At 63.9% G+C, this 19,728-nt stretch carries 18 protein-coding genes and 1 tRNA gene; 14 read left to right on the top strand and 5 right to left on the bottom strand.

From position 1 onward, the window contains the following. Positions 1 to 36: 36 nt before the first annotated feature. Together ABDJ38_RS05275 and ABDJ38_RS05270 are read right to left on the bottom strand one after the other, a co-directional pair. Positions 37 to 492 (bottom strand): DUF805 domain-containing protein, encoded by a 456-nt coding sequence (locus ABDJ38_RS05275; RefSeq protein WP_346784038.1) that lies wholly within the window; start codon positions 490 to 492, stop codon positions 37 to 39. A gap of 115 nt (positions 493 to 607) precedes the next feature. Then, complete coding sequence (locus tag ABDJ38_RS05270; RefSeq protein ID WP_346784037.1) at positions 608 to 3,259, bottom strand: TonB-dependent receptor; 2,652 nt, start codon at positions 3,257 to 3,259, stop codon at positions 608 to 610. 304 nt (positions 3,260 to 3,563) lie between these two features. Between ABDJ38_RS05270 and typA the strand changes: the two genes are divergently transcribed. Continuing rightward, positions 3,564 to 5,384, top strand: coding sequence for a translational GTPase TypA (gene typA, locus ABDJ38_RS05265; RefSeq protein ID WP_346784036.1), 1,821 nt, complete (start codon positions 3,564 to 3,566; stop codon positions 5,382 to 5,384). A gap of 161 nt (positions 5,385 to 5,545) precedes the next feature. Continuing rightward, positions 5,546 to 6,712, top strand: a complete 1,167-nt coding sequence (locus ABDJ38_RS05260) for a glycosyltransferase family 4 protein (protein ID WP_346784035.1) — start codon at positions 5,546 to 5,548, stop codon at positions 6,710 to 6,712. A 3-nt stretch (positions 6,713 to 6,715) separates the two neighbouring features. Here the strand turns inward: ABDJ38_RS05260 and ABDJ38_RS05255 are convergent, their stop codons facing one another. After that, positions 6,716 to 7,474 (bottom strand): PadR family transcriptional regulator, encoded by a 759-nt coding sequence (locus ABDJ38_RS05255; RefSeq protein ID WP_346784034.1) that lies wholly within the window; start codon positions 7,472 to 7,474, stop codon positions 6,716 to 6,718. A 257-nt stretch (positions 7,475 to 7,731) separates the two neighbouring features. Here ABDJ38_RS05255 and ABDJ38_RS05250 point away from each other — a divergent pair, with 257 nt between their 5' ends. The 4 genes from ABDJ38_RS05250 (at position 7,732) to ABDJ38_RS05235 (ending at position 10,618) form a co-directional block, all read left to right on the top strand. Continuing rightward, entirely contained in the window at positions 7,732 to 8,196 is a 465-nt protein-coding gene (locus tag ABDJ38_RS05250; protein ID WP_346784033.1) for a hypothetical protein, read from the top strand. A gap of 113 nt (positions 8,197 to 8,309) precedes the next feature. Next, on the top strand, positions 8,310 to 9,626 hold the full coding sequence (locus tag ABDJ38_RS05245; RefSeq protein ID WP_346784032.1) for a replication-associated recombination protein A: 1,317 nt from the start codon (positions 8,310 to 8,312) through the stop codon (positions 9,624 to 9,626). After that, entirely contained in the window at positions 9,623 to 10,510 is an 888-nt protein-coding gene (locus tag ABDJ38_RS05240) for a hypothetical protein (protein WP_346784031.1), read from the top strand. The genes ABDJ38_RS05245 and ABDJ38_RS05240 overlap by 4 nt, the downstream gene beginning before the upstream one ends. A 32-nt stretch (positions 10,511 to 10,542) precedes the next feature. Then, positions 10,543 to 10,618, top strand: a tRNA-Thr gene (locus ABDJ38_RS05235). 62 nt (positions 10,619 to 10,680) lie between these two features. Here the strand turns inward: ABDJ38_RS05235 and queF are convergent. Next, positions 10,681 to 11,139 (bottom strand): preQ(1) synthase, encoded by a 459-nt coding sequence (gene queF, locus ABDJ38_RS05230; protein ID WP_346784030.1) that lies wholly within the window; start codon positions 11,137 to 11,139, stop codon positions 10,681 to 10,683. A gap of 79 nt (positions 11,140 to 11,218) precedes the next feature. Here queF and sseA point away from each other — a divergent pair, with 79 nt between their 5' ends. From sseA to ABDJ38_RS05215, 3 genes are read left to right on the top strand one after another with little or no spacing between them, the layout of a single operon-like run. Then, entirely contained in the window at positions 11,219 to 12,064 is an 846-nt protein-coding gene (sseA, locus tag ABDJ38_RS05225) for a 3-mercaptopyruvate sulfurtransferase (RefSeq protein ID WP_346784029.1), read from the top strand. Further along, positions 12,016 to 13,293 carry a cystathionine beta-lyase gene (gene metC / locus ABDJ38_RS05220; RefSeq protein WP_346784028.1) on the top strand — a complete coding sequence of 426 codons (1,278 nt, stop codon included), beginning with the start codon at positions 12,016 to 12,018 and terminating at the stop codon, positions 13,291 to 13,293. Before sseA ends, metC begins: the two co-directional genes overlap by 49 nt. Beyond that, positions 13,290 to 14,456 (top strand): mechanosensitive ion channel family protein, encoded by a 1,167-nt coding sequence (locus tag ABDJ38_RS05215; protein WP_429771090.1) that lies wholly within the window; start codon positions 13,290 to 13,292, stop codon positions 14,454 to 14,456. The genes metC and ABDJ38_RS05215 overlap by 4 nt, the downstream gene beginning before the upstream one ends. Before the next feature lie 14 nt (positions 14,457 to 14,470). Here the strand turns inward: ABDJ38_RS05215 and ABDJ38_RS05210 are convergent, their stop codons facing one another. Continuing rightward, positions 14,471 to 15,379: a glycosyltransferase family 2 protein gene (locus tag ABDJ38_RS05210; protein WP_346784027.1), complete on the bottom strand. Its 909-nt coding sequence runs from the start codon at positions 15,377 to 15,379 to the stop codon at positions 14,471 to 14,473. Positions 15,380 to 15,565: 186 nt separating this feature from the next. Between ABDJ38_RS05210 and cobA the strand changes: the two genes are divergently transcribed. From cobA to ABDJ38_RS05185, 5 genes are read left to right on the top strand one after another with little or no spacing between them, the layout of a single operon-like run. Then, complete coding sequence (cobA, locus tag ABDJ38_RS05205) at positions 15,566 to 16,333, top strand: uroporphyrinogen-III C-methyltransferase (RefSeq protein ID WP_346784026.1); 768 nt, start codon at positions 15,566 to 15,568, stop codon at positions 16,331 to 16,333. Further along, positions 16,330 to 16,629 (top strand): DUF2849 domain-containing protein, encoded by a 300-nt coding sequence (locus ABDJ38_RS05200; protein ID WP_346784025.1) that lies wholly within the window; start codon positions 16,330 to 16,332, stop codon positions 16,627 to 16,629. The genes cobA and ABDJ38_RS05200 overlap by 4 nt, the downstream gene beginning before the upstream one ends. Before the next feature lies 1 nt (position 16,630). After that, positions 16,631 to 18,265: a nitrite/sulfite reductase gene (locus ABDJ38_RS05195; protein ID WP_346784024.1), complete on the top strand. Its 1,635-nt coding sequence runs from the start codon at positions 16,631 to 16,633 to the stop codon at positions 18,263 to 18,265. After that, positions 18,258 to 18,710: a DUF934 domain-containing protein gene (locus ABDJ38_RS05190; RefSeq protein ID WP_346784023.1), complete on the top strand. Its 453-nt coding sequence runs from the start codon at positions 18,258 to 18,260 to the stop codon at positions 18,708 to 18,710. The genes ABDJ38_RS05195 and ABDJ38_RS05190 overlap by 8 nt, the downstream gene beginning before the upstream one ends. Beyond that, entirely contained in the window at positions 18,703 to 19,500 is a 798-nt protein-coding gene (locus ABDJ38_RS05185; RefSeq protein ID WP_346784022.1) for a phosphoadenylyl-sulfate reductase, read from the top strand. Before ABDJ38_RS05190 ends, ABDJ38_RS05185 begins: the two co-directional genes overlap by 8 nt. The last annotated feature ends 228 nt before the right edge of the window (positions 19,501 to 19,728 follow it).

Raw genomic sequence — 19,728 nt, 5'->3', positions numbered from 1 at the left:
GGGGCGGCGGAGCCTGCGCCCCGCCGTCCCATCAAATCAACGGAAGACTTCCGCGCTGCTCGGATCTTTGGGATCGGGGCCGAAGCGGTTGGCGCCCGGCGTTCCCGGAAGCGCCATCACCACGATGAAGGCGATCGAGGCGATGAAACCGATCAACGGGATCATGGATGCGACGATGAACCCGAGATACCACCAGCCCGACATATCACGATCATGCAGCCGCCGTACCGACACGGCAATCGAGGGGATAATTACCGCCAATCCCCAGACTGCCAGAAGCACCCCGACGCCGGAAAACAAGCTGGCGTAAATCGCCAGAGGATTAGCCGAATTGGCACCTGCAAACATCGATGCGCCGGATGTTGCGAACATCAGAGCGAATACCACCGAGTAAATAATCAGGTTCAGCAGAGCGAACATCCAGAATTCCGTCCGCCGCGAACGCCCGGAAAACTGCGCATATTTTCGCAGCGGCATCAGCATCCATTCCATTATCAACCTCCTCGCTTTGCACTTGCTTCCTTGCAGGAATCACATCGACGATCCGCAGGCAACAAAAAAGGGGCCGCCCGCAGGCAGCCCCTCCCCCTTCGCGTGATGCGCGCGATCAGAACTTGTAGCGCACCGTGCCGCCATAGGTGCGCGGCTGATTCGGATAGGCCGAGATCGATCCGGGCTGCGCCGGGCTGTCGAACAGCGACTGGAAATAGCGGTCGTCGGTGAGGTTGCGCCCCCACACAGACAGTTCGAGCCCTGTATCTTCCACCACGAAAGTCATCGATGCGGATAGATCGTTGACCTCGCGGCGGAACGGTGCCGCCGCGGCCAGCGCCTGCGCCGTGCCGCCATCGGGCAAGGTGGGATCGAGGAAGCCGGGCAGGCCTTCGATGATCTGAGCCTCGCTTTCGTGGTGATAGGTCGCGCGCAGGATCAGGGTGTTGTCTCCGATCGGCTGCGCCCACTGGCCGCCGACCACCACGGTCCATTCGGGAATACCTGCCGGAGTGGTGCCGGTGATGTCGCCATAGGGCGACTGCGGGAAGCTCTCGTAGCTCGGATCGAGCCATGTCACCGCGAAGTTCAACGTCAGCGGGTCGATCGGGTTGGCCGTGCTGTCGAACTCCACGCCGTAGGTGCGCTGCTTGCCCGCGTTCGCGAGGAAGAAGCCCGTACCAGTAAACACGTTGGACTGGAAGCCATTGATATCCTGTCGGAAACCAGTGAGATTCGCCGAGTATTTTCCCCAGTTGCCCTTGAACCCGATTTCGATGACCTCGGATTCCTCTGGGCCGGCAAAGCGGCTGCCGAAGGTCTGGTTGTTGTAAAGCAGGCCGGCAGCCCCGAGCGCGGCGGCATCGCCCGGTGCAGGGCGGCTGTCGCGCGAGAGGGCGAAGGAGCTGGCCTTGAACCCCGTCGCATAGCTCGCATAGACGTTGAGGTCGGGCGAGATATCGTAAGCCAGGCGCACGGTGTACGAGAAGTTGTCGTCGCTCGTCTCGCCGCTTTCCACGCTGTTGGGAATGTTCACGAAGCGCGGGAAGTTCTGCAAGGCCTGCCCCGCGAGCAACGGATTCAGCGCGGCCGGCAATTCGTTGTTGGCAGCGAAGACTGCAGCGCCTTGCAGTATCTGGCCGAAGGTAGCGGCATTTGCCGGATTTGCGGCGAAAGCTCCGATCTGCGCTAAACTGGCGGGCGTACCGCCGTTCACAATGGCTCCGACACTCTGAGACACGGCAGCCAGCCGTTCGCCAGCATCCACCAAGTCGATATTAGAAAAGACGTCGTTGCTCTGATAGTTGGTGACGCCAGTCTTGTCGTCCATAGTGTAGTTGCCGCCAAGAGTCAGCGTCAGGCCGTTCGCCACCTCGAAATCGAGCTGTGCGAAAATCGACAGCGCCTGATTGTCGAGGGTGAAGCTGCCTTGTTCCACCGTGCCGGGGGCAAAGAACGTTCCCAGATACTGGGTCGGGTTGAAATAGAGCGTGCCAAGCAACTGCTCGGCAGCCAGAAGCGGCGCCTGAAGTTGATCCTGAAGCAACACGTCACCGTAATTTCTGAAATCGTCCCCATAGGCAACGCGCTGGTTCTCCTTCACCGATTCGTCGAAGTAGAACAGCCCGACGAGGCCTGAGAAGCGGTCCCAGTTGCCGGTCAGACGCGCTTCCTGCGTGAAGGTTTCGAACTTCTGATCGTTGAAGCGCTGCAACAGGTCGGCCGAGGTAAAATCGACATCCTGCGCGAAATCGCCGCGCGTCTCGCGATAGGCGGTGATCGAAGTGAAGGTCAGGTTGTCGTTGAGGTCATAGTCGAGCTGGCCCGAGATGCCGCTGTTGGTCACATCGTTGGTTGAGGCCAGATTGTTATAAACCTGATCGGCGAAGGCATTGGCAGGAGTGTTGACCTGCCCGCCGATTAGCTGAAGCGCCTGCGTGAAACTGGAAGGCTGCACGTTGACCACGGCACAGCAGTTCTCGTCGAGGTTCGAATAGTCCGCGATAAGGCGGAATTTCACGTTTTCGCCGTTGTCGTAAAGCGCCTGACCGCGCACGAAATAGCGATCACGCTCGTTCGTCGTGCCGCCGATGGCAAGGTCTTCAACGTAGCCGTCGCGCTTGTTCACGCCCATGGCGATCGAGAAAGCGAGGTTATCGCTGACCGGCCCGGAGAGATAGCCCTTGGCGACCACAGCATCGTAGTTGCCGTAAGAGAGTTCGATGTTCCCGGTCGGCGTGAAGCTCGGCTCGGCGGTTACAATCGAGATGATGCCGGCCGAGGCGTTTTTACCGAACAGGGTCGACTGCGGCCCGCGCAACACTTCGATGCGGCTGACGTTGGGCAAATCGTTGATCTGCGAGGCCGAGCGACTGCGATAGACGCCATCGACGAAGACGCCGACCGAAGGCTCGATCCCGGCATTGTTGGCGCCATTGCCGAAGCCGCGGATGATGAAATTGGTGTTGGCCGAGCTTTGCAGCTGGCTGACCCGCAGCGATGGAACGATCGACTGCAAGTCTTTCAGGTCGCGAATCTGCTCGCGCTCGAGCACTTCGCCGGTGGTGACGGTCACCGCCACGGGCACTTCCTGCAAGGTCTGCTCACGCTTGGTGGCAGTGACGACGATGGCGTTCCCCGAGGCGATATCAGCGCTGGTGCTCGTATCCTGCGCCTGGACAAGAGACGGAACGCACAGCGCGAGCCCAGAGGCTCCGCACAAGGCCAAACGCGACAGACTAGCGACACCGGAAAACTTGGTGGTCATAGATCTTTATCCTCTCCTGCCGGAGATCGTGCCTGTTGCTGCACGTACCGCCCGGCGACCGTATTGTTATCGGCCCAAATGCCTCTTCAACATACCCTTCACAATCGACCTTGTGCCCGATCACTAGCGCTTCATTGACTACCTGTTGCGCCCAAGTCACAGTTTAGGTGATAGACTTAACCTATACGTTAGGCTGGCGAGCGTCAATGCACAGCTTGCAGGAGGCGGCCCTATGGTCTACGGGCGCGGAAATCTTCGCAGGCGCAGCACGGACTGTGCCCATCCAACCCGGGAAAAATCGATAATGTCCTCCGCGCTTCGCAACATCGCGATCATCGCACACGTCGATCATGGCAAGACCACGCTCGTCGACCAGCTGTTCCGTCAGTCCGGCACCTTCCGCGACAACCAGCGCGTTGAAGAGCGCGCGATGGACAGCAACGATCTCGAGAAGGAACGCGGGATCACCATTCTCGCCAAGCCGACCTCGGTGGTGTGGAACGACATCCGCATCAACATCGTCGACACCCCCGGCCACGCCGACTTCGGCGCCGAGGTGGAACGCATTCTGAGCATGGTCGACGGCGTGATCCTGCTGGTCGACAGCTCGGAAGGCGCGATGCCGCAGACCAAGTTCGTCACCGGCAAGGCGCTCGGCCTTGGTCTCAAGCCGATCGTGGTGGTCAACAAGATCGACCGCCCCGATGGCCGCCACGTCGAAGTGCTCGACGAAGTGTTCGATCTGTTCGTTGCGCTCGAAGCCGATGACGAGCAGCTCGACTTCCCTGTGCTCTATGCCTCGGGCCGCAACGGCTATGCCAGCAGCGATCCCGATGCCCGCGAAGGCACGCTGGAGCCGCTGTTCGAGTTGATCCGCGACCACGTTCCGGCGCCGGGCCTCGATGCCGATGCCGATTTCGCCATGCTGGCGACCCTGCTCGACCGCGACAACTTCCTCGGCCGCATCCTCACCGGGCGCATCGAGAGCGGCAAGCTCGAAGTGGGTATGCCGATCAAGGCGCTCGACGTGAATGGCAACCAGATCGAAGCGGGCCGCGCCACCAAGGTGTTCGCCTACGACGGCCTTGAGCGCGTGCCTGTGGACAGCGCGCAGGCGGGTGACATCGTCGCCATCGCCGGCCTCACCGTCGCCACCGTGTCGAACACGCTGTGCTCGCCCGAAGTGAGCACGCCGATCGCCGCCTCCGAAATCGATCCGCCGACCCTGTCGATGACCTTCTCGGTCAACGACAGCCCCTATGCCGGGCGCGAAGGCGACAAGGTGCAGAGCCGCGTGATCCGCGACCGCCTGGAGCGCGAAGCCGAAACCAACGTCGCCATCCGCATCACCGAGAGCGCCGAACGCGACGCCTTCGAAGTGGCGGGTCGCGGCGAATTGCAGCTCGGCGTGCTGATCGAGAACATGCGCCGCGAGGGCTTCGAGCTGTCGATCAGCCGCCCGCGCGTGCTGTTCCGCGATGGCCCCGATGGCCGCGAAGAGCCCTATGAAACGGTCGTGGTCGACGTCGACGACGAATTCTCGGGCACGGTCGTCGACAAGATGGCGCAGCGCAAAGCCGAACTGACCGACATGCGCCCGAGCGGCGGCGGCAAGACCCGCATCATCTTCTCGGCCCCGTCGCGCGGCCTGATCGGCTACCACGGCGAGTTCCTGAGTGACACGCGCGGCACCGGCATCATGAACCGCCTGTTCGAGAAGTATGGCCCGCACAAGGGCAAGATCGAAGGCCGCCAGAACGGCGTGCTGATCTCGATGGAACAGGGCGAAGCGCAGGCCTACGCACTCAACATGATCGAAGAGCGCGGCGTCCTGTTCGTGAAGCCAGGCGAGAAGCTCTACGAGGGCATGATCATCGGCGAAAACGCCAAGCCGCAGGACATGGAGGTCAACCCGCTCAAGTCGAAGCAGCTGACCAACTTCCGCGCCAGCGGCAAGGATGAAGGCATCCGCCTGACCCCGCCCCGCCGGATGACGCTGGAACAGGCCATCGCCTACATCCAGAACGACGAGCTGGTCGAAGTCACCCCGCAGTCGATCCGCCTGCGCAAGCGCTACCTTGATCCGCACGAGCGCAAGCGTCACGCGCGCAAGAACGAAGACTAATCGTTCGGCGACTCTTTACAAAGGCCCCCTCCCAACCGGGTGGGGGCCTTTTTTGTTGGCGAGCCATTTGCGCTGTGATCGGTGGATATGCCGCAAATCGCATTGCACAGGTGTTAGCCCCCTCTCGCCATATCCTGCCGCGTCGCCTAAGGCCTGTGGCAATGGCAGATACCCGACCCGACCTTGCCGGCCTGCGCGTGGCTCTGTTCAGCGGCAATTACAATTACGTGCGCGATGGCGCGAACAAGGCACAGAACCGCCTTGTCGGGACGCTGATGGAGCATGGCGCAGATATGCGCGTCTATTCGCCCACCATCGCCAACCCGCCGTTCCCGCCGACCGGCCCGCTGGTCTCGCTGCCCAGCTTCGCTATCCCCGGTCGCAGCGAGTATCACATTCCAATCGGCCTTTCGGCAAAGGTGCGGGCCGATCTCGAAAAGTTCGATCCGCACGTCATCCATATCTCCAGCCCCGACCGGGCCGCACGGCAGGCCGCCGCCTGGGGCCGCAAGCGCGGCAAGCCGGTGGTCTGCACCATCCACACCCGCTTCGAGACCTACCCGCGCTACTACGGCTTCGGCTTTGCCGAGGGGCTGGTCGAGGCCTGGCTGCGCAAGCTTTATCGCCGCTGCGACATTCTGCTCTGCCCCAGCCCGACGATGATCGGTGTCCTGAAAGAGCAGGGGATGAACGATCGCGTCGAAGTATGGTCGCGCGGGGTGGAAAAGCAGATCTTCAATCCCGGCGCGCGTGATCTGGAATGGCGGCGCAGCATCGGGCTGGCCGACGAACCGCCGGTAATCGGCTTCCTCGGGCGGCTCGTGCTCGAAAAAGGGCTCAGCGTATTTGCCGAGACGCTGGCCGAACTGCGCAAGCGCGGCGTGCCGCATCAGGTAATGGTGGTGGGCGAAGGCCCCGCAAAAAGCTGGTTTGCCGACCATACCCCCGGCGCCGCCTTCGCTGGCTTCCTCGCCGGGGAAGACCTCGGGCGCACCGTTGCCAGCATGGACATGCTGTTCAACCCGAGCGTCACCGAGACTTTCGGCAATGTCACGCTCGAAGCGATGGCGGCAGGCGTTCCGGTGGTGGCCGCAAAGGCGACCGGCTCCAGCGGACTGGTCGACGATGGCCGCACCGGGCGACTGGTCGATCCGACCGACATTGCAGGCTTTGCCGATGCGCTGGCCGCCTATTGCGAAGACCCGGCGCTGGGCAAGGCGCACGGAGCCGCTGCTGCCGAAGCGTCCTCGGCCTACGATTGGGAGCGGATCAACCTCGCGGTCGGCGCGATCTACCGGCAATTGCTGGCAGAGCGCGCCGCCGCTTAAGGTTTAAAGCTTCTCGATCTTGCGCGCGAGTTCGTCGATCAGGTCGACGATCTGCTCCTTGTTCTCCGAATTGAACCGGCCCGCCGCCGCGCGGTTGGTGAGCACGCTGGCAAGGTTGCCGAGCGCGCGCATCATATCCGACGACTTGGCCGCCCGCGCCCGCTCGCCGCGCGTGCCGAGCCGCTCGAGCAACGCCGCGATCTCGTCGGCATTATCGGCCAGTTCGGCGTGGCCCGCTTCAGTCGCCTCGAACACCTTGCGCGCGTCCTCGCTCGGTTGCGCGACGATCAGGCCCTCGTCGGCGAGCATGGCCAGCGTCGGGTAAATCACGCCGGGGCTCGGCGTATAGGCCCCATCGGTGGCCTCATCCATCGCGCGGATACAGTCGTAGCCGTGGCGCGGTTCCTCAGCGATCAACGCGAGCAGCACCAGCCGCAGCTCGCCCGGCGCGAACATCTTGCGCCTGCGCCGACCACCTTGATCGCCGCCACGGCCATGCCGAGGCCCGCGATGCTCGCCCCTGCCGCCGTTCAGATTGATGTTGATGCCGCTGCGGCGGCCCACCTGACCGAACAGCCCGCCGGGACCGAACAGACCTTGCGGCCCGAACACCCCGTCCGGCCCGAAAACGCCCTCAAGCCCGAACGCGTCGGCATCCCGGCCGCGCCGCCTGTGCTTATGTCCTGGCTCGGCGAAGTCTTCGTTCTCGCGGTAGTCGTCGCCGTCCGAATACTCGGCGCTCTTGCGATCATTGCCTGTCATATAGAACTCCTGGAATATGTCCCACGATATAGTAAGATATATCTTGAGAGCCCGGCTGCAAGGGGCGGGATGCAGTTACAGGCAAGGTCGCTGGCATAGCGCGCTGCCTCTGCCGCGCTGCGGAACCTGCTGGGCGAAGGACAACCTGAGGCTGACGCCACCGACGCCCCTGAAGAATCATGACAGTGGCGCCCCCGCGATTGGCGGCAAGACCCGAGCCCGTTAAGGTGGCGCCACAGCACAAAAAGGGGGCAATCATGGGTACTTGGAATTGGTCGACAGGATTGGCGCTCGCCGCTTTCACCGCAATCGGGTTTTCGCCCGCCAGCGCGCAGAATGCCGATGCCTCGGGCGCAATCCGCGAATGCGACGATGGTGTGGCCAGTTCCTGCCTGAACGCGGCGATGACGCTGTTCGACAGCGAAGACCCGGAAAATCCGCGCCAGACTTTGCACTACGCGGGGCTGGCATGCGACGGCGAAGCGAGGAATGGCTGCCGCTACTATGCGCTGGCCAACATGCGCGCCGGGCTGATGCTGCACCAGCGCATCCTAACCACTGCGATTGAAGGCGATCCCAAGGGCGTATGGCGTTATACCAGCGATCTCAACTCCGCAATCGACCGGGCGCAGGCCTTCTACCGCACGGCGCGGCAGTTCGACGCCAGCCTGGCCGACGACTGGGACGACAAGCTGACCGGGTTGGACGAACTGCGGCAATGACCGCGCTCGGCGCGGTCCTTCCGGTTTCGTTCTGCTAGCAAGACAGAGCTTGCAAGGGGTTACTTCAAGAGCCGGGATGCAATTATCGGCACCATCGCTACATAGCGGAAGCGATGAGCGACCTGTTCCAAGACGATCCCGCCCCCGCCCCGGCGTCCGCGCCCGACGATCAGGCCCCGCTGGCCGAACGGCTGCGCCCGCGTGCGCTCGACGAAGTGATCGGGCAGGAACACCTGACCGGCCCCGAGGGCGCAATCGGGCGCATGGTGACAGCGGGAAAGCTCTCCAGCATGGTGCTGTGGGGGCCTCCCGGCACAGGAAAAACCTCGATCGCCCGCCTGCTCGCCGCCAGCGTGGGGATGCGCTATGAGGCGGTGAGCGCGGTCTTTTCCGGCGTGGCCGATCTGAAAAAGGCTTTTGAAGCCGCGCGCAAGATGAAGGACGCCAGCGGCCAACGTACGCTGCTGTTCGTGGACGAGATCCACCGCTTCAACCGCGCGCAGCAGGACGGCTTTCTCCCCTTCGTCGAAAGCGGCGTGGTCACGCTGGTCGGCGCGACCACCGAGAACCCCAGTTTCGAACTCAACGCCGCGCTGCTGAGCCGCGCGCAGGTGCTGATCCTGCACCGGCTCGATGCGGCGGCGCTGGCGCGATTGCTCGAAAAGGCGGAGGAGCTGGAAGGCCCCCTCCCCCTCACCCCCGAGGCGCGCGAGGCGCTGATCGCCAGCGCCGATGGCGACGGCCGGTTCCTGCTCAATCAGGCCGAAACGCTCTATGCCGCGAAGATCACCGAAGCGCTCGGCCCCGCCGAACTGGGAGATTTCCTGCAACGCCGGGTGGCGGTCTACGACAAGGACCGCGAGGGGCATTACAACCTCATTTCCGCGCTCCACAAGGCGGTACGCGGGTCCGATCCGCAGGCGGCGCTTTACTACTTGGCGCGGATGCTTGTGGCGGGTGAAGAGCCACTGTTCCTAGCCCGCAGGCTTGTGCGGATGGCGGTGGAGGACATCGGCATGGCCGACCCCGCCGCGCTGACCCAGTGCGTGGCGGCGAAGGAGACCTATCAGTTCCTCGGCAGCCCCGAGGGCGAGCTGGCGCTGGCGCAGGCCTGCATCTATCTCGCCACCGCGCCCAAGTCGAACGCGGCCTACAAGGCTTACAAGGCGGCCTCACGCTCCGCGCGCGAGACCGGCAGCCTGATGCCGCCGATGAACATCGTCAACGCGCCGACCAAACTGATGAAAGAGGTCGGCTACGGGGCGGGCTATACCTATGACCACGATGCCGAAGAGGGCTTCTCGGGCGACAACTACTGGCCCGAGGAGATGACCCCGCAGACCTTTTACGAGCCGGTCGAACGCGGGTTCGAGCGCGAGGTGCGCAAGCGGCTCGACTACTGGCAGCGGCTGCGCGAGGAGCGGGCTTGAGCCGGTTTCGCCATTTCATCGCGATTGATTGGTCGGGCGCGAAGGGGGAACGGCACGGCTCAATCGCGATGGCCTCGTGCGGCCGCGGCGACGATGCGCCGACCATTACCCCGCCCCCATCCGGAGCTTGGTCGCGGCGCGATGTGCTTGATCTGCTCAAGCACGGCCTGCCTGATAGGACGCTGGTGGGCCTCGATCTGGGCACCTCGCTGGCCTTTGCCGATTGCGGGGCCTTCTTTCCCGGCTGGGAACACAGCCCGCCCAATGCCAAGGCGCTGTGGCGGCTTGTCGAGCACTATTGCGCCGAAGACGACCACCTCGCCGCCTCCAGCTTCGTCACCCACCCTGAGCTTCGCGAGTACTTCCACCATGGCGCGCACATGGGCGCGCACTACCGCTGCGACGGTGCGAAGCACCGCAACGGCCGCTTGCGCGTCACCGAACATGCGCAACGCGCCATGGGCTGCCGCCCGCACAGCAATTTCAAGCTGGTGGGCAGCGGGCAGGTCGGCAAGGCCACGCTGACCGGTATGCGGGTGTTGCACGGGCTTGAGGGCACCCTGCCCGTCTGGCCGTTCGATGCAGACCCCGGCACCGGCTCGCTGCTGGTGGAGATGTACACTGCGATTCCCGCGCTGGCGGTAGGGCGCAAGGCTTCGGCCACGAAAATTCGCACGTTCGAGGAATTGAACAATGCGCTCACTCATCCGGCGGTCGGCTCGGCTCCGGTGGCTGGCAGCGGGCCGATAAGCGACCACGCTTCCGACGCACTGCTCACCGCCGCATGGCTGCGCCGCGCTGCCTTGCGCGAAGAATTGTGGCACCCTGTGGGACTTACGGATGAAATTGCGCGCACCGAGGGCTGGACCTTTGGCGTCGGCTAGGGCAAAGGGCCGCCCCTGACTCCTTTGAGTCTGCCGGCTTAGCTCAGTTGGTAGAGCAGTTGATTTGTAATCTCCAGGTCGCGGGTTCGACTCCTGCAGCCGGCACCACTCTCCTTAATTTTCAAAGCGTTAGCGCAGAAGCCTCCCGCAAGACCGGAGCCTGCAAAGGCTCACCCCCGCCCGCGATAGGAAGCCACGCCCTGATCGGGCAGGAACAGACCTTCGGGCGGCGTTCCGCTTTGCCAGAACACGTCAATCGGAATGCCGCCGCGCGGATACCAGTAACCGCCGATGCGCAGCCATCGCGGAGTCATCTCGGCAAACAGGCGCTCGCCGATGCCCACGGTCACGTCTTCGTGGAAGCCACAATGATTGCGAAAACTTCCCAGGAACAGCTTGAGACTCTTGGATTCCACGATGGTTTCGCCCGGTGCATAGTCGATCACCAGATGGGCGAAATCGGGCTGGCCGGTCACTGGGCACAGCGAGGTGAATTCAGGTGCTGCGAAGCGCACCATGTAGAGCGCCTGCGGGCGCGGATTGGGTACGTAGTCGAGCACGGCCTCTTCAGGAGAAGCGGGCAGGCTGCTGGTCTGGCCAAGGTGCAGGGGTGTTGCATTGTCGCTCATGCGAAATGCGATGCCCGCGATTGCACGCGCGGGCAAGTGCGGCGTTTACCCGGCGCAGCGGGCGGGCTAGGCTGGCCCCATGTCCATGCTCGTTTCCACCCAGTGGCTGGCCGAGAATCTCGGCTCACCCAATCTCGTTGTGCTTGATGGCAGCGCCCATCTGCCCGATGCCGGGCGCGACCCCAAGGCGGAGTTCGCCGAGGCGCATATCCCCGGAGCGCGTTTTCTCGATCTTGCGACACTGGTCGATCCGGCGAGCACGGTGCCCGCAGCCCTGCCCGACCCGACGACCTTCGCCCAGCGAATGGCATCGCTTGGCGTGCGCGAGACCGACCATCTCGTCTTCTACGACGACAGCTATGTGAAGACCGCCGCGCGCGCATGGTTCATCGCTCGGCTGCACGGGATGCGCCAGGTATCGGTACTCGATGGTGGCCTGCCGAAGTGGCGCAGCGAGGGGCGCCCGCTCGAAGGCGGCACGCCTGATGTGGAGCCCTCCACCTTCGCCTCCATTCCTGGCGACCTCGAAGTGCGAACCAAGGCCGATGTGCTCGCCAACCTCGACAGCAAGGCCGAACAGCTGGTCGATGCGCGCGGAGCCAAGCGCTTCACGGGTGAGATGTCGGATTTCCGACCCGAAGTGGCCGACGGACACATCCCCGGCTCGCGCAACCTGCCCTTCGACGAACTGTTCAACGCCGACGAGACCTACAAGTCGCCCTCCGAAATCCGCGCCGCCTTCGCCCAGGCCGGGGTCGACCTCGACCGCCCACTGGTGACCACATGCGGCGGCGGCGTCACGGCGGCGGTGCTGCTGTTCGCGCTGGCGCTCGCCGGCAAAACCGACGTTGCGCTCTATGACGGCAGCTGGGCTGAATGGGGCACCGATCCCTCCACCCCCAAGGAAACAGGACCAGCCGCTTGAGCGATAGCAGGCCGAACGACGAAGCCCACGCCAATGCCACCCGATTGGTCGAGGCCGGACGTCGCAAGCAGTGGTGCAGTGTGCCCGGACAGCCCGGCAGCGTCGTCAACCCGCCGATCTGGCGCGCCAGCACCCACCTTTACGAAACCGCCGACGATCTCGCCAAGGGGCGTCCCAACGCGAACGGCCACTTCTACTACGGTCGCCGTGGCGGGCCGACCCAGTGGGCACTCGCCGATGCGCTGACCGAGCTGGAACAAGACGCCGAGGGCACCGAGCTGTTCCCCAGCGGGGTCGCCGCCATCGCCGCCACCTTGCTGGCGCTGCTGAAGCCGGGCGACGAACTGCTCGTCTGCGACAACGCTTACGAACCGACGCGCAACATCGCGAACGGTCTGCTGGCAGGCTATGGCATCACGCACCGCGCCTTCGACCCGCTCGATGTGGATGGCTTCGCCGCGATGATCGGGCCGAACACCAAGGTCGTGATGCTCGAAAGCCCCGGCAGCCTGACCATGGAAATCTCGGACATTCCCGCGCTTGCCGCCATCGCGCGCGAAAAGGGCGTGATCAGTGTGATCGACAACACTTGGGCCGGGCCGCTCGGCTTTCCCGCGCTCGTCCACGGCTGCGATGTGACGTTGATGAGCCTCACCAAGCACGTAGGCGGCCATTCCGACCTGATGATGGGCGCGGTGTCCGCCCGCGCGCCGCAGCTGGCGCAAATCCGCCGCCATGCGCAGATGCTCGGGCAGGTGGTCTCACCTGACGATGCCGCGCTGGCGCTGCGCGGTCTGCGCACGCTGGAACTTCGGCTGAAGCGTACCAGCGCCACGGCATTGGAGGTGGCGCGCTGGCTTTCCACCCGGCCCGAGATCAGTGCGGTGCTGTGCCCGCAGCTCGAAGGCACGCCGGGGCACGACCTTTGGCGGCGAGACTTTTCGGGCGGCTGCGGCCTGTTCAGCTTCGTGCTCGCCGGAGGGGCTGACAAGAAAGCGCGCGCGCGCCTGCTCGACGCACTCGACCTGTTCGGCATCGGGTTCAGCTGGGGCGGCTATGAAAGCCTCGCCCTGCCGATCGACCCGGCAAGCCTGCACACGCTGCGCCCCTGGCCTCCCGGCATCGACGAGGGCAGCGGACTTGGCCTGCGCCTCGCCATCGGGCTGGAGGATGCTGACGACCTGATCCGCGATCTGGACCGCGGACTTGCCGCGATGAGGGAATCATGAGCGCTACCGACGAGCTTGCAACGCTTCCCGTAGGCCCGACCGAGGCCGCGAATGCCGCCGCCACCGCACCCACGCCCGATGCCACTGCGGCAGCGGTTGCGCTGCAGGAGGCGGAAAAAGCCGTCGAACGTGCACGCGAAGCGGTTGAGATGTCAGGGGCGAATGTGCCCTCCGGCCTGCCCACTGGCGACGATGGCGTTACCGGGGCTGATGCGCTGAAAGACGCTGTGGCCGAACAGAGCGTCACCGTGGCCGGGCTGATCGAGCGACTCGACAGCTGGGGCTTCACCGTGGCCGACACGCGCTTTTCGGTGTGGAGCGTTCTGGTGGTGGTCATGGTGGTGGCAGGCGTCATCATCGCCGCACGACTGTTTTCGCGGCTGTCCCATTCGATGCTGAATCGCACGTCGAAGCTCGATCCCTCGCAGAAGCTGCTGGGCGAGAAGATGCTGACGATCGTGGTTTGGGCGGCGGCGATCCTGATCGGCATCGACATGCTGGGGATCGACCTCACAGCGCTCACGGTGTTCTCGGGCGCCTTCGGCCTTGCCATCGGTTTCGGCCTGCAGAAAACCTTCGGCAACCTGATCGCCGGGATCATCCTGCTGCTCGACAAGTCGATCAAGCCCGGTGACGTGATCGCCATTGCCGATCAGGCGGGCAACGAAAGCTTCGGCCAGATCCGCCGGATCGGCATCCGCGCCGTTTCCATCGTGACGCGCGACGAAAAGGAATATCTGATTCCGAACGAGAACCTGATGGTCAATCAGGTCGAGAACTGGTCCTATTCCAGCAAGAACGTGCGGATGCAGGTGCAGGTCGGCGTCTCATACGGCGCGGACATGAATCTGGCCGAGAAGCTGATGCTCGAAGCGGCCAAGGATTGTCCGCGCGTGCTCAAGGTGCCGCCGCCAACCGTGTGGATGAGCGAGTATGGCGACAGCTCGGTAAACTTCGTGATCCACTGCTGGATCGTCGACCCGGAAGAGGGCGTGGGCAATGTTCGTTCGGCGGTGCTGAAGCGACTGTGGGACCTGTTCGAGGAAAACGAGATCGAGATCCCCTTCCCCCAGCGCGATCTCAACCTGCGCGACAACGCCCAGTTTCAGCAGCTGGTGGCCGCCATTGCGCAGCGGGTGGAGAAGAAGAACGAACAGGACTGAGGCTGCGACGCGCGCTACTTAGATGGTCTGGTCTTGGGCTTGGCCCCATACTCTTCGAGGATCGTCGGACGCACCCGGTAGCTGAGCGCACCGAAATGCAGCGCCGACCGTGCGGCCCAACGGCGCGAGGCATCGCTTCCCGGCAAGGTGGCGACGGTCATTGCCGCGCTCACCAGCGCCTTGGCTCCGGCGGTGAGGCCGAGACGGGAGAAGCCACTGGCATCGTATTCGCGCGAGAGCAGACCGTGCGTCTGCCCGGCGCGATACATCCGCCTGAACACCCATGTCATCGAGGCGCGCGATGGGGGCACTTCTTCGTAGACCACCGATTCCGGACGATAGACGATCCGGCCGCCGCTCTCCGTCAACTGACGGAACAGCAGCGTATCCTCTCCGCCCGTTCGCCCGAGTTCTTCGCGGAAGCGGATGTTCTTGCGGCGCAGGAAGTCCACGTCGATCAGCGCGTTGGAGGTGTAGGCATTGTCCACCCGGCCCGTAATCCGGTTCGAGTGGAAGTCACACCGCGCGGCCCAGCCGGGCAGCGCCGATCCGTACTGCGCCACGCTCTGGCCAATCACAGCCTCGGCCTCATCGGCCCCGGCGTAAAGCTCCTCCAGCCAGTCCGCAGTCGCAACCTCATCATCGTCGATAAAGGCCGCCCAGCGCGTTTCGACGCCGTCGAGCGCGGCATTGCGCGCTATCGAGATATTCTGCGCCGGGGCGTAATGGTAGCGCAACGGAAAGCGGCAGGTTTCCGCCCATCGGGCAACCTCGGTTCGCAACCCGTCAGTCACATCGTTGTCCACGACCAGAACGGCCGCCACCTCCACCTCTGACAGCCGAAGATGTTCAAGCGATGCGAGCGCTTCGAACAGGGAAGGCCTGCGATAGGTGCAGATGCAGATGGTGACCGGCTCTGCCATGATGTCTCCCGTTCGTGCAAAGCACAGGCTGTCCGAATGTGGCGCGAAACCTGTCGGCCAGAGGGCCGGTCCTTATCGGCTGACGCGCAAAGGTCAATGAAGCGCAAAGTGCGCCTAAAGCTGACCTACCCTGTCGTGAAGGCATTCTCGCTTCAATCCCCGCCGACGAACGTTCATCTGCAGACCATGGCAAAGACCTCTCATATCGGCACGATTCATCTTGTCGGCGCCGGGCCGGGCGATCCGGACCTGCTCACCGTGCGCGCCGCGCGGCTCGTTTCCGAGGCGCGCGTGATCGTTCACGACGGGCTGGTCGATCCGGCGATCCTCGATATGGCGCGGCCCGATGCCCGCCTTGTCAGCGTGGCCAAGGCCCGTGCGCGCCACACCATGCCGCAGGAAGCGATCAACGAATTGCTCGTGCGTGAGGCTATGGCGGGCAACGATGTGGTGCGGCTGAAAGGCGGCGATCCCTTCGTGTTCGGCCGTGGCGGCGAAGAGATGGAAGCGGCGCAGGCCGCTGGCGTCCCCGTCGAGGTGGTGCCAGGCATTTCTGCCGCCAATGGGGCCGCCGCCGCCGCACAAATCGCGCTCACCCACCGTGAAGACGCTTCGGTAGTCAGCTTCGTGGCGGGCCAGTGCAAGGGCCTCGCTGCGCAGAATTGGGCAGGCCTTGCCGGCAAGGGGCGCACGCTGGTGATCTACATGGGCGTCTCCACCGCCGCGCAGATTTCCGAAAAGCTCATGGACGATGGCCTCGCGCCCGATGCTCCGCTCGCCGTGGTCGAAAAGGCCTGCCGCGCCGATATGCGCGTGCTGCGCGCCCCGCTCGCGGGCCTTGCCGATCTCGTTTCGCGCGAGGCCGTGAAGAGCCCCGCCCTCATCATCATCGGCGAGGTTACCGCACGCGGTGACGCTGCCCTTACGCAATTGGCTTTGGAGGCCGCACAGTGAAAATCCTGACCGGAAACGATCTTTTGACCGGCCTCGTCACCTGGTGGGACGGCCAAGGCTGGTCGCCCCATGTCGACGATGCGGTCGACGTCGGCGAAGAAGCCGAAACCATCCTCGCCCGCGAGGAAGCCGCGCGCCGGGTCAACGCCAGCTACGCCATCGAGGCGACCCGCGACGAGGCAGGCAAGGTCCGCCCCGCCCACATCAAGGATCGCGTGCGCGCACTCGGCCCCACGGTGCGCCCCGACCTGACCCTCAAACCCGCCGAGCCCGAAGCTCTCAACTGGGTGATCTGACATGTACAAATACGATTCCTACGATCAGGAAATGGTCGATACCCGCGTCGCCGAATTCCGCGACCAGACGCGCCGGCGCCTCGAAGGCAAGATCACCGAGGACCAGTTCAAGCCGCTGCGCCTGCAGAACGGCCTGTACCTCCAGCTGCACGCCTACATGCTGCGCGTGGCCGTGCCCTATGGCACGCTGAACTCCACGCAGATGCACGCGCTGGCCGACATCGCCGACAAGTACGACCGCGGCTATGGCCACTTCACCACCCGGCAGAACATCCAGTACAACTGGATCAAGCTGGAAGAAGCGCCCGACCTGCTGGCCGATCTCGCCAAGGTCGAGATGCATGCGATCCAGACCAGCGGCAACTGCATCCGCAACATCAGCTCGGACCAATATGCCGGCGCTGCCGCCGACGAGCTGGTCGACCCGCGCCCCTATGCCGAACTGCTGCGCCAGTGGTCGAGTTTCCACCCGGAATTCCTGCACCTGCCGCGCAAGTTCAAGATCTGCGTGATCGCTTCGGACACCGACCGCGCGGCCATGCGCCTGCACGATATCGGCATCCAGATCGTGAAAAACGATGCGGGCGAGATCGGCTGCGCATTCTACGTCGGCGGCGGCATGGGCCGCACACCGATGGTCGCTCCGCTGATCCGCGAGTTCGTCCCGCTCGATCAGCTGATCACCTATTCGGAAGCCTGCCTGCGCGTTTATAACCGTTATGGACGGCGCGATAACAAGTACAAGGCGCGCATCAAGATCCTCGTCCACGAGATGGGCAAGGACGAATATGCCCGCCAGGTCGAGGAAGAGTTCGCCCACCTGCTGGAGCAAGGGATCGAGCCACCGCTGGCCGAACTGGAGCGGATCAAGCCCTACTTCGCCGATCCCGCGTTCAAGACTGACCTCACCGAAAAAGCCGACCGTTCGGACGACAAGTTCGCCCGCTGGGTGGATAGCAACTGCATGGCGCACAAGGCCCCCGGCTATGTGGCGGTGACGATCAGCCTCAAGCCCGTCGGCGGCATTCCTGGCGACGCCAGCACCGAGCAGATGCACGTGATGGCCGAGCTGGCGAAAGAGTACTCGTTCGACGAGTGCCGCGTCACCCATGCGCAGAACATCGTGCTGCCGCATGTCGAAATCGGCCGCCTCAATGAACTTTATGGCAAGCTCGCCGAGGCTGACCTCGCCACCGCCAATATCGACCACATCGGCGACATCATCGCCTGCCCCGGCCTCGACTATTGCAGCCTGGCCAATGCCCGCTCGATCCCCGTGGCGCAGAAGATTTCGCAGCGCTTTGCCGATAGCGGCAAGGGCGAGATGCTCGGCCAGCTCAAGCTGAAGATCTCGGGCTGCATCAACGCCTGCGGCCACCACCATGCAGGCCACATCGGCATCCTCGGCGTCGACAAGAAAGGCACCGAGAATTACCAGCTGCTGCTCGGCGGGAGCGAGGCGGAGGACACCAGCCTCGCCAAGATCACCGGCCCCGGCTTCGATGAGGCGGGCATTGTCGACGCGGTTGAAAAGGCCGCCGACGTCTATCTCGCTCAGCGTGAGGAAGGCGAACGCTTCCTCGATACCTACCGCCGCATCGGCATGGACCCGTTCAAGGAGGCACTTTATGCCTGATAATCTCGGCACCAGCCCCGACGACGTGCAATTCCGCTTCCGCGACGATGAGATGGTGGACCACGCCGCCGTCACTGTCGATGCGTTCCTCGATCAGTCGAACGCCGCCGCCGTGCGAATCGAACCGGGCGACGACGCGCGCGAACTGTTGCCCCACCTTGGTCGCATCAAGCTGGTCGAGGTCAACTTCCCCGGCTTCATGGACGGACGCGGCTATTCCTCCGCGCGCGCGTTGCGCGAAGCCGGCTACGACGGCGAAATCCGCGCCGTGGGCGAGGTGCTGATCGACCAGTTGGCGATCATGCGACGCTGCGGCTTCGACGCCTTCGCCCCCGACAACGAGCTTGACACCGCCGACGCCGAACGTGCGTTCGGCCTCTGGGACAATGTCTACCAGAAGACCACCGACGGCCGCGCGCCGATCTGGCAGAAGCGGCATGGGTAACACCGCCGCCCGCCAGATTGACCGTATCGACACCGGCCCCGCCTTCACCCAGGCCGAGGCCGACGCGCTGAACGAGCGCTTCGCCGAGATGTCGACGCAGGAGATGCTTGCTACGCTGTTCGCCGAAAAAGCGATTGGCCGGGTCGGCGTCGTCTCCAGCTTCGGCACCGAAAGCGCCGTGCTGTTGCATCTTGTCGCCGAGGCCGATCCTTCGGTGCCGGTAATCTTCGTCGATACGCTCAAGATGTTCGACGAGACGCTGGATTACCGCGAGACGCTGGTGAAGCACCTTGGCCTCACCAATTCGCAGGTGGTGGAGCCGAAGCCCGAAGTGCTGGCGCAGAAGGACGAAAGCGGCCTCAGGTGGTCCTACGATCCCGATGGCTGCTGCGAAATCCGCAAGGTGGAGCCGCTGGCGCGTGCCAAGTCTGGGCTCGATGCGTGGATTTCGGGGCGCAAGGCATTTCAGTCGGTCACCCGCCAGAACCTGCCCCGGTTCGAGGTGGAAGAAGGTCGACTGAAGATCAATCCGCTCGGCGACTGGACCAAGGACGATCTCGAAGCATACTTCGAAGAGCACGATCTGCCCCGCCACCCGCTAGAGGCCGAAGGCTTCCTCTCGGTGGGTTGCGCGCCCTGCACCAGCAAGGTCAAACCGGGCGAAGATCCGCGTGCGGGCCGCTGGCGCGGTTGGGACAAGACCGAGTGCGGGATTCACGGGCCCAGCTCGCCGCTTCCCGGCAAGGACGACGATGGCGACCTTCCGGCAGGATACGAGCCTGTATTTTAACAATAATTTTATTGTGCAGTGCGACTACCGGGGCGCGACATGAACCGCATATGACCTGTCTTTGACAATTCGCAACCCGTCGGTTGCAAATTGCGCAACACGTCTTGCAGTTATGGCGTTTGTGCGAAAGGGCCCGGCTCCGCATAAGGAACGGGCCTTTCAGGCATCCTCTCCCAAGACTTTCAAAGCCCGGCCTCGTGCCGGGCTTTTTTTCTGCCCACAGATGAT

Origin of the sequence: Aurantiacibacter flavus, from assembly GCF_039710615.1 — a bacterium.
In the GTDB taxonomy this organism is placed as follows: domain Bacteria; phylum Pseudomonadota; class Alphaproteobacteria; order Sphingomonadales; family Sphingomonadaceae; genus Alteraurantiacibacter; species Alteraurantiacibacter flavus.
The sequence above is the reverse complement of the archived record's forward strand: the minus strand, read 5'-3'. Positions and strand labels throughout refer to the sequence as shown.

Bases quoted from the DNA above. Each gene is read 5' to 3' on its own strand.
- ABDJ38_RS05190 (WP_346784023.1), top strand. From the start codon at position 18,258: ATGCCTGATAATCTCGGCACCAGCCCCGACGACGTGCAATTCCGCTTC.
- sseA (WP_346784029.1), top strand. From the start codon at position 11,219: ATGTCCATGCTCGTTTCCACCCAGTGGCTGGCCGAGAATCTCGGCTCA.
- ABDJ38_RS05210 (WP_346784027.1), bottom strand. From the start codon at position 15,379: ATGGCAGAGCCGGTCACCATCTGCATCTGCACCTATCGCAGGCCTTCC.
- cobA (WP_346784026.1), top strand. From the start codon at position 15,566: ATGGCAAAGACCTCTCATATCGGCACGATTCATCTTGTCGGCGCCGGG.
- typA (WP_346784036.1), top strand. From the start codon at position 3,564: ATGTCCTCCGCGCTTCGCAACATCGCGATCATCGCACACGTCGATCAT.
- ABDJ38_RS05255 (WP_346784034.1), bottom strand. From the start codon at position 7,474: ATGACAGGCAATGATCGCAAGAGCGCCGAGTATTCGGACGGCGACGAC.
- ABDJ38_RS05275 (WP_346784038.1), bottom strand. From the start codon at position 492: ATGGAATGGATGCTGATGCCGCTGCGAAAATATGCGCAGTTTTCCGGG.
- ABDJ38_RS05215 (WP_429771090.1), top strand. From the start codon at position 13,290: ATGAGCGCTACCGACGAGCTTGCAACGCTTCCCGTAGGCCCGACCGAG.
- queF (WP_346784030.1), bottom strand. From the start codon at position 11,139: ATGAGCGACAATGCAACACCCCTGCACCTTGGCCAGACCAGCAGCCTG.
- ABDJ38_RS05245 (WP_346784032.1), top strand. From the start codon at position 8,310: ATGAGCGACCTGTTCCAAGACGATCCCGCCCCCGCCCCGGCGTCCGCG.
- ABDJ38_RS05250 (WP_346784033.1), top strand. From the start codon at position 7,732: ATGGGTACTTGGAATTGGTCGACAGGATTGGCGCTCGCCGCTTTCACC.
- ABDJ38_RS05270 (WP_346784037.1), bottom strand. From the start codon at position 3,259: ATGACCACCAAGTTTTCCGGTGTCGCTAGTCTGTCGCGTTTGGCCTTG.
- ABDJ38_RS05195 (WP_346784024.1), top strand. From the start codon at position 16,631: ATGTACAAATACGATTCCTACGATCAGGAAATGGTCGATACCCGCGTC.
- ABDJ38_RS05185 (WP_346784022.1), top strand. From the start codon at position 18,703: ATGGGTAACACCGCCGCCCGCCAGATTGACCGTATCGACACCGGCCCC.
- ABDJ38_RS05260 (WP_346784035.1), top strand. From the start codon at position 5,546: ATGGCAGATACCCGACCCGACCTTGCCGGCCTGCGCGTGGCTCTGTTC.
- metC (WP_346784028.1), top strand. From the start codon at position 12,016: ATGGGGCACCGATCCCTCCACCCCCAAGGAAACAGGACCAGCCGCTTG.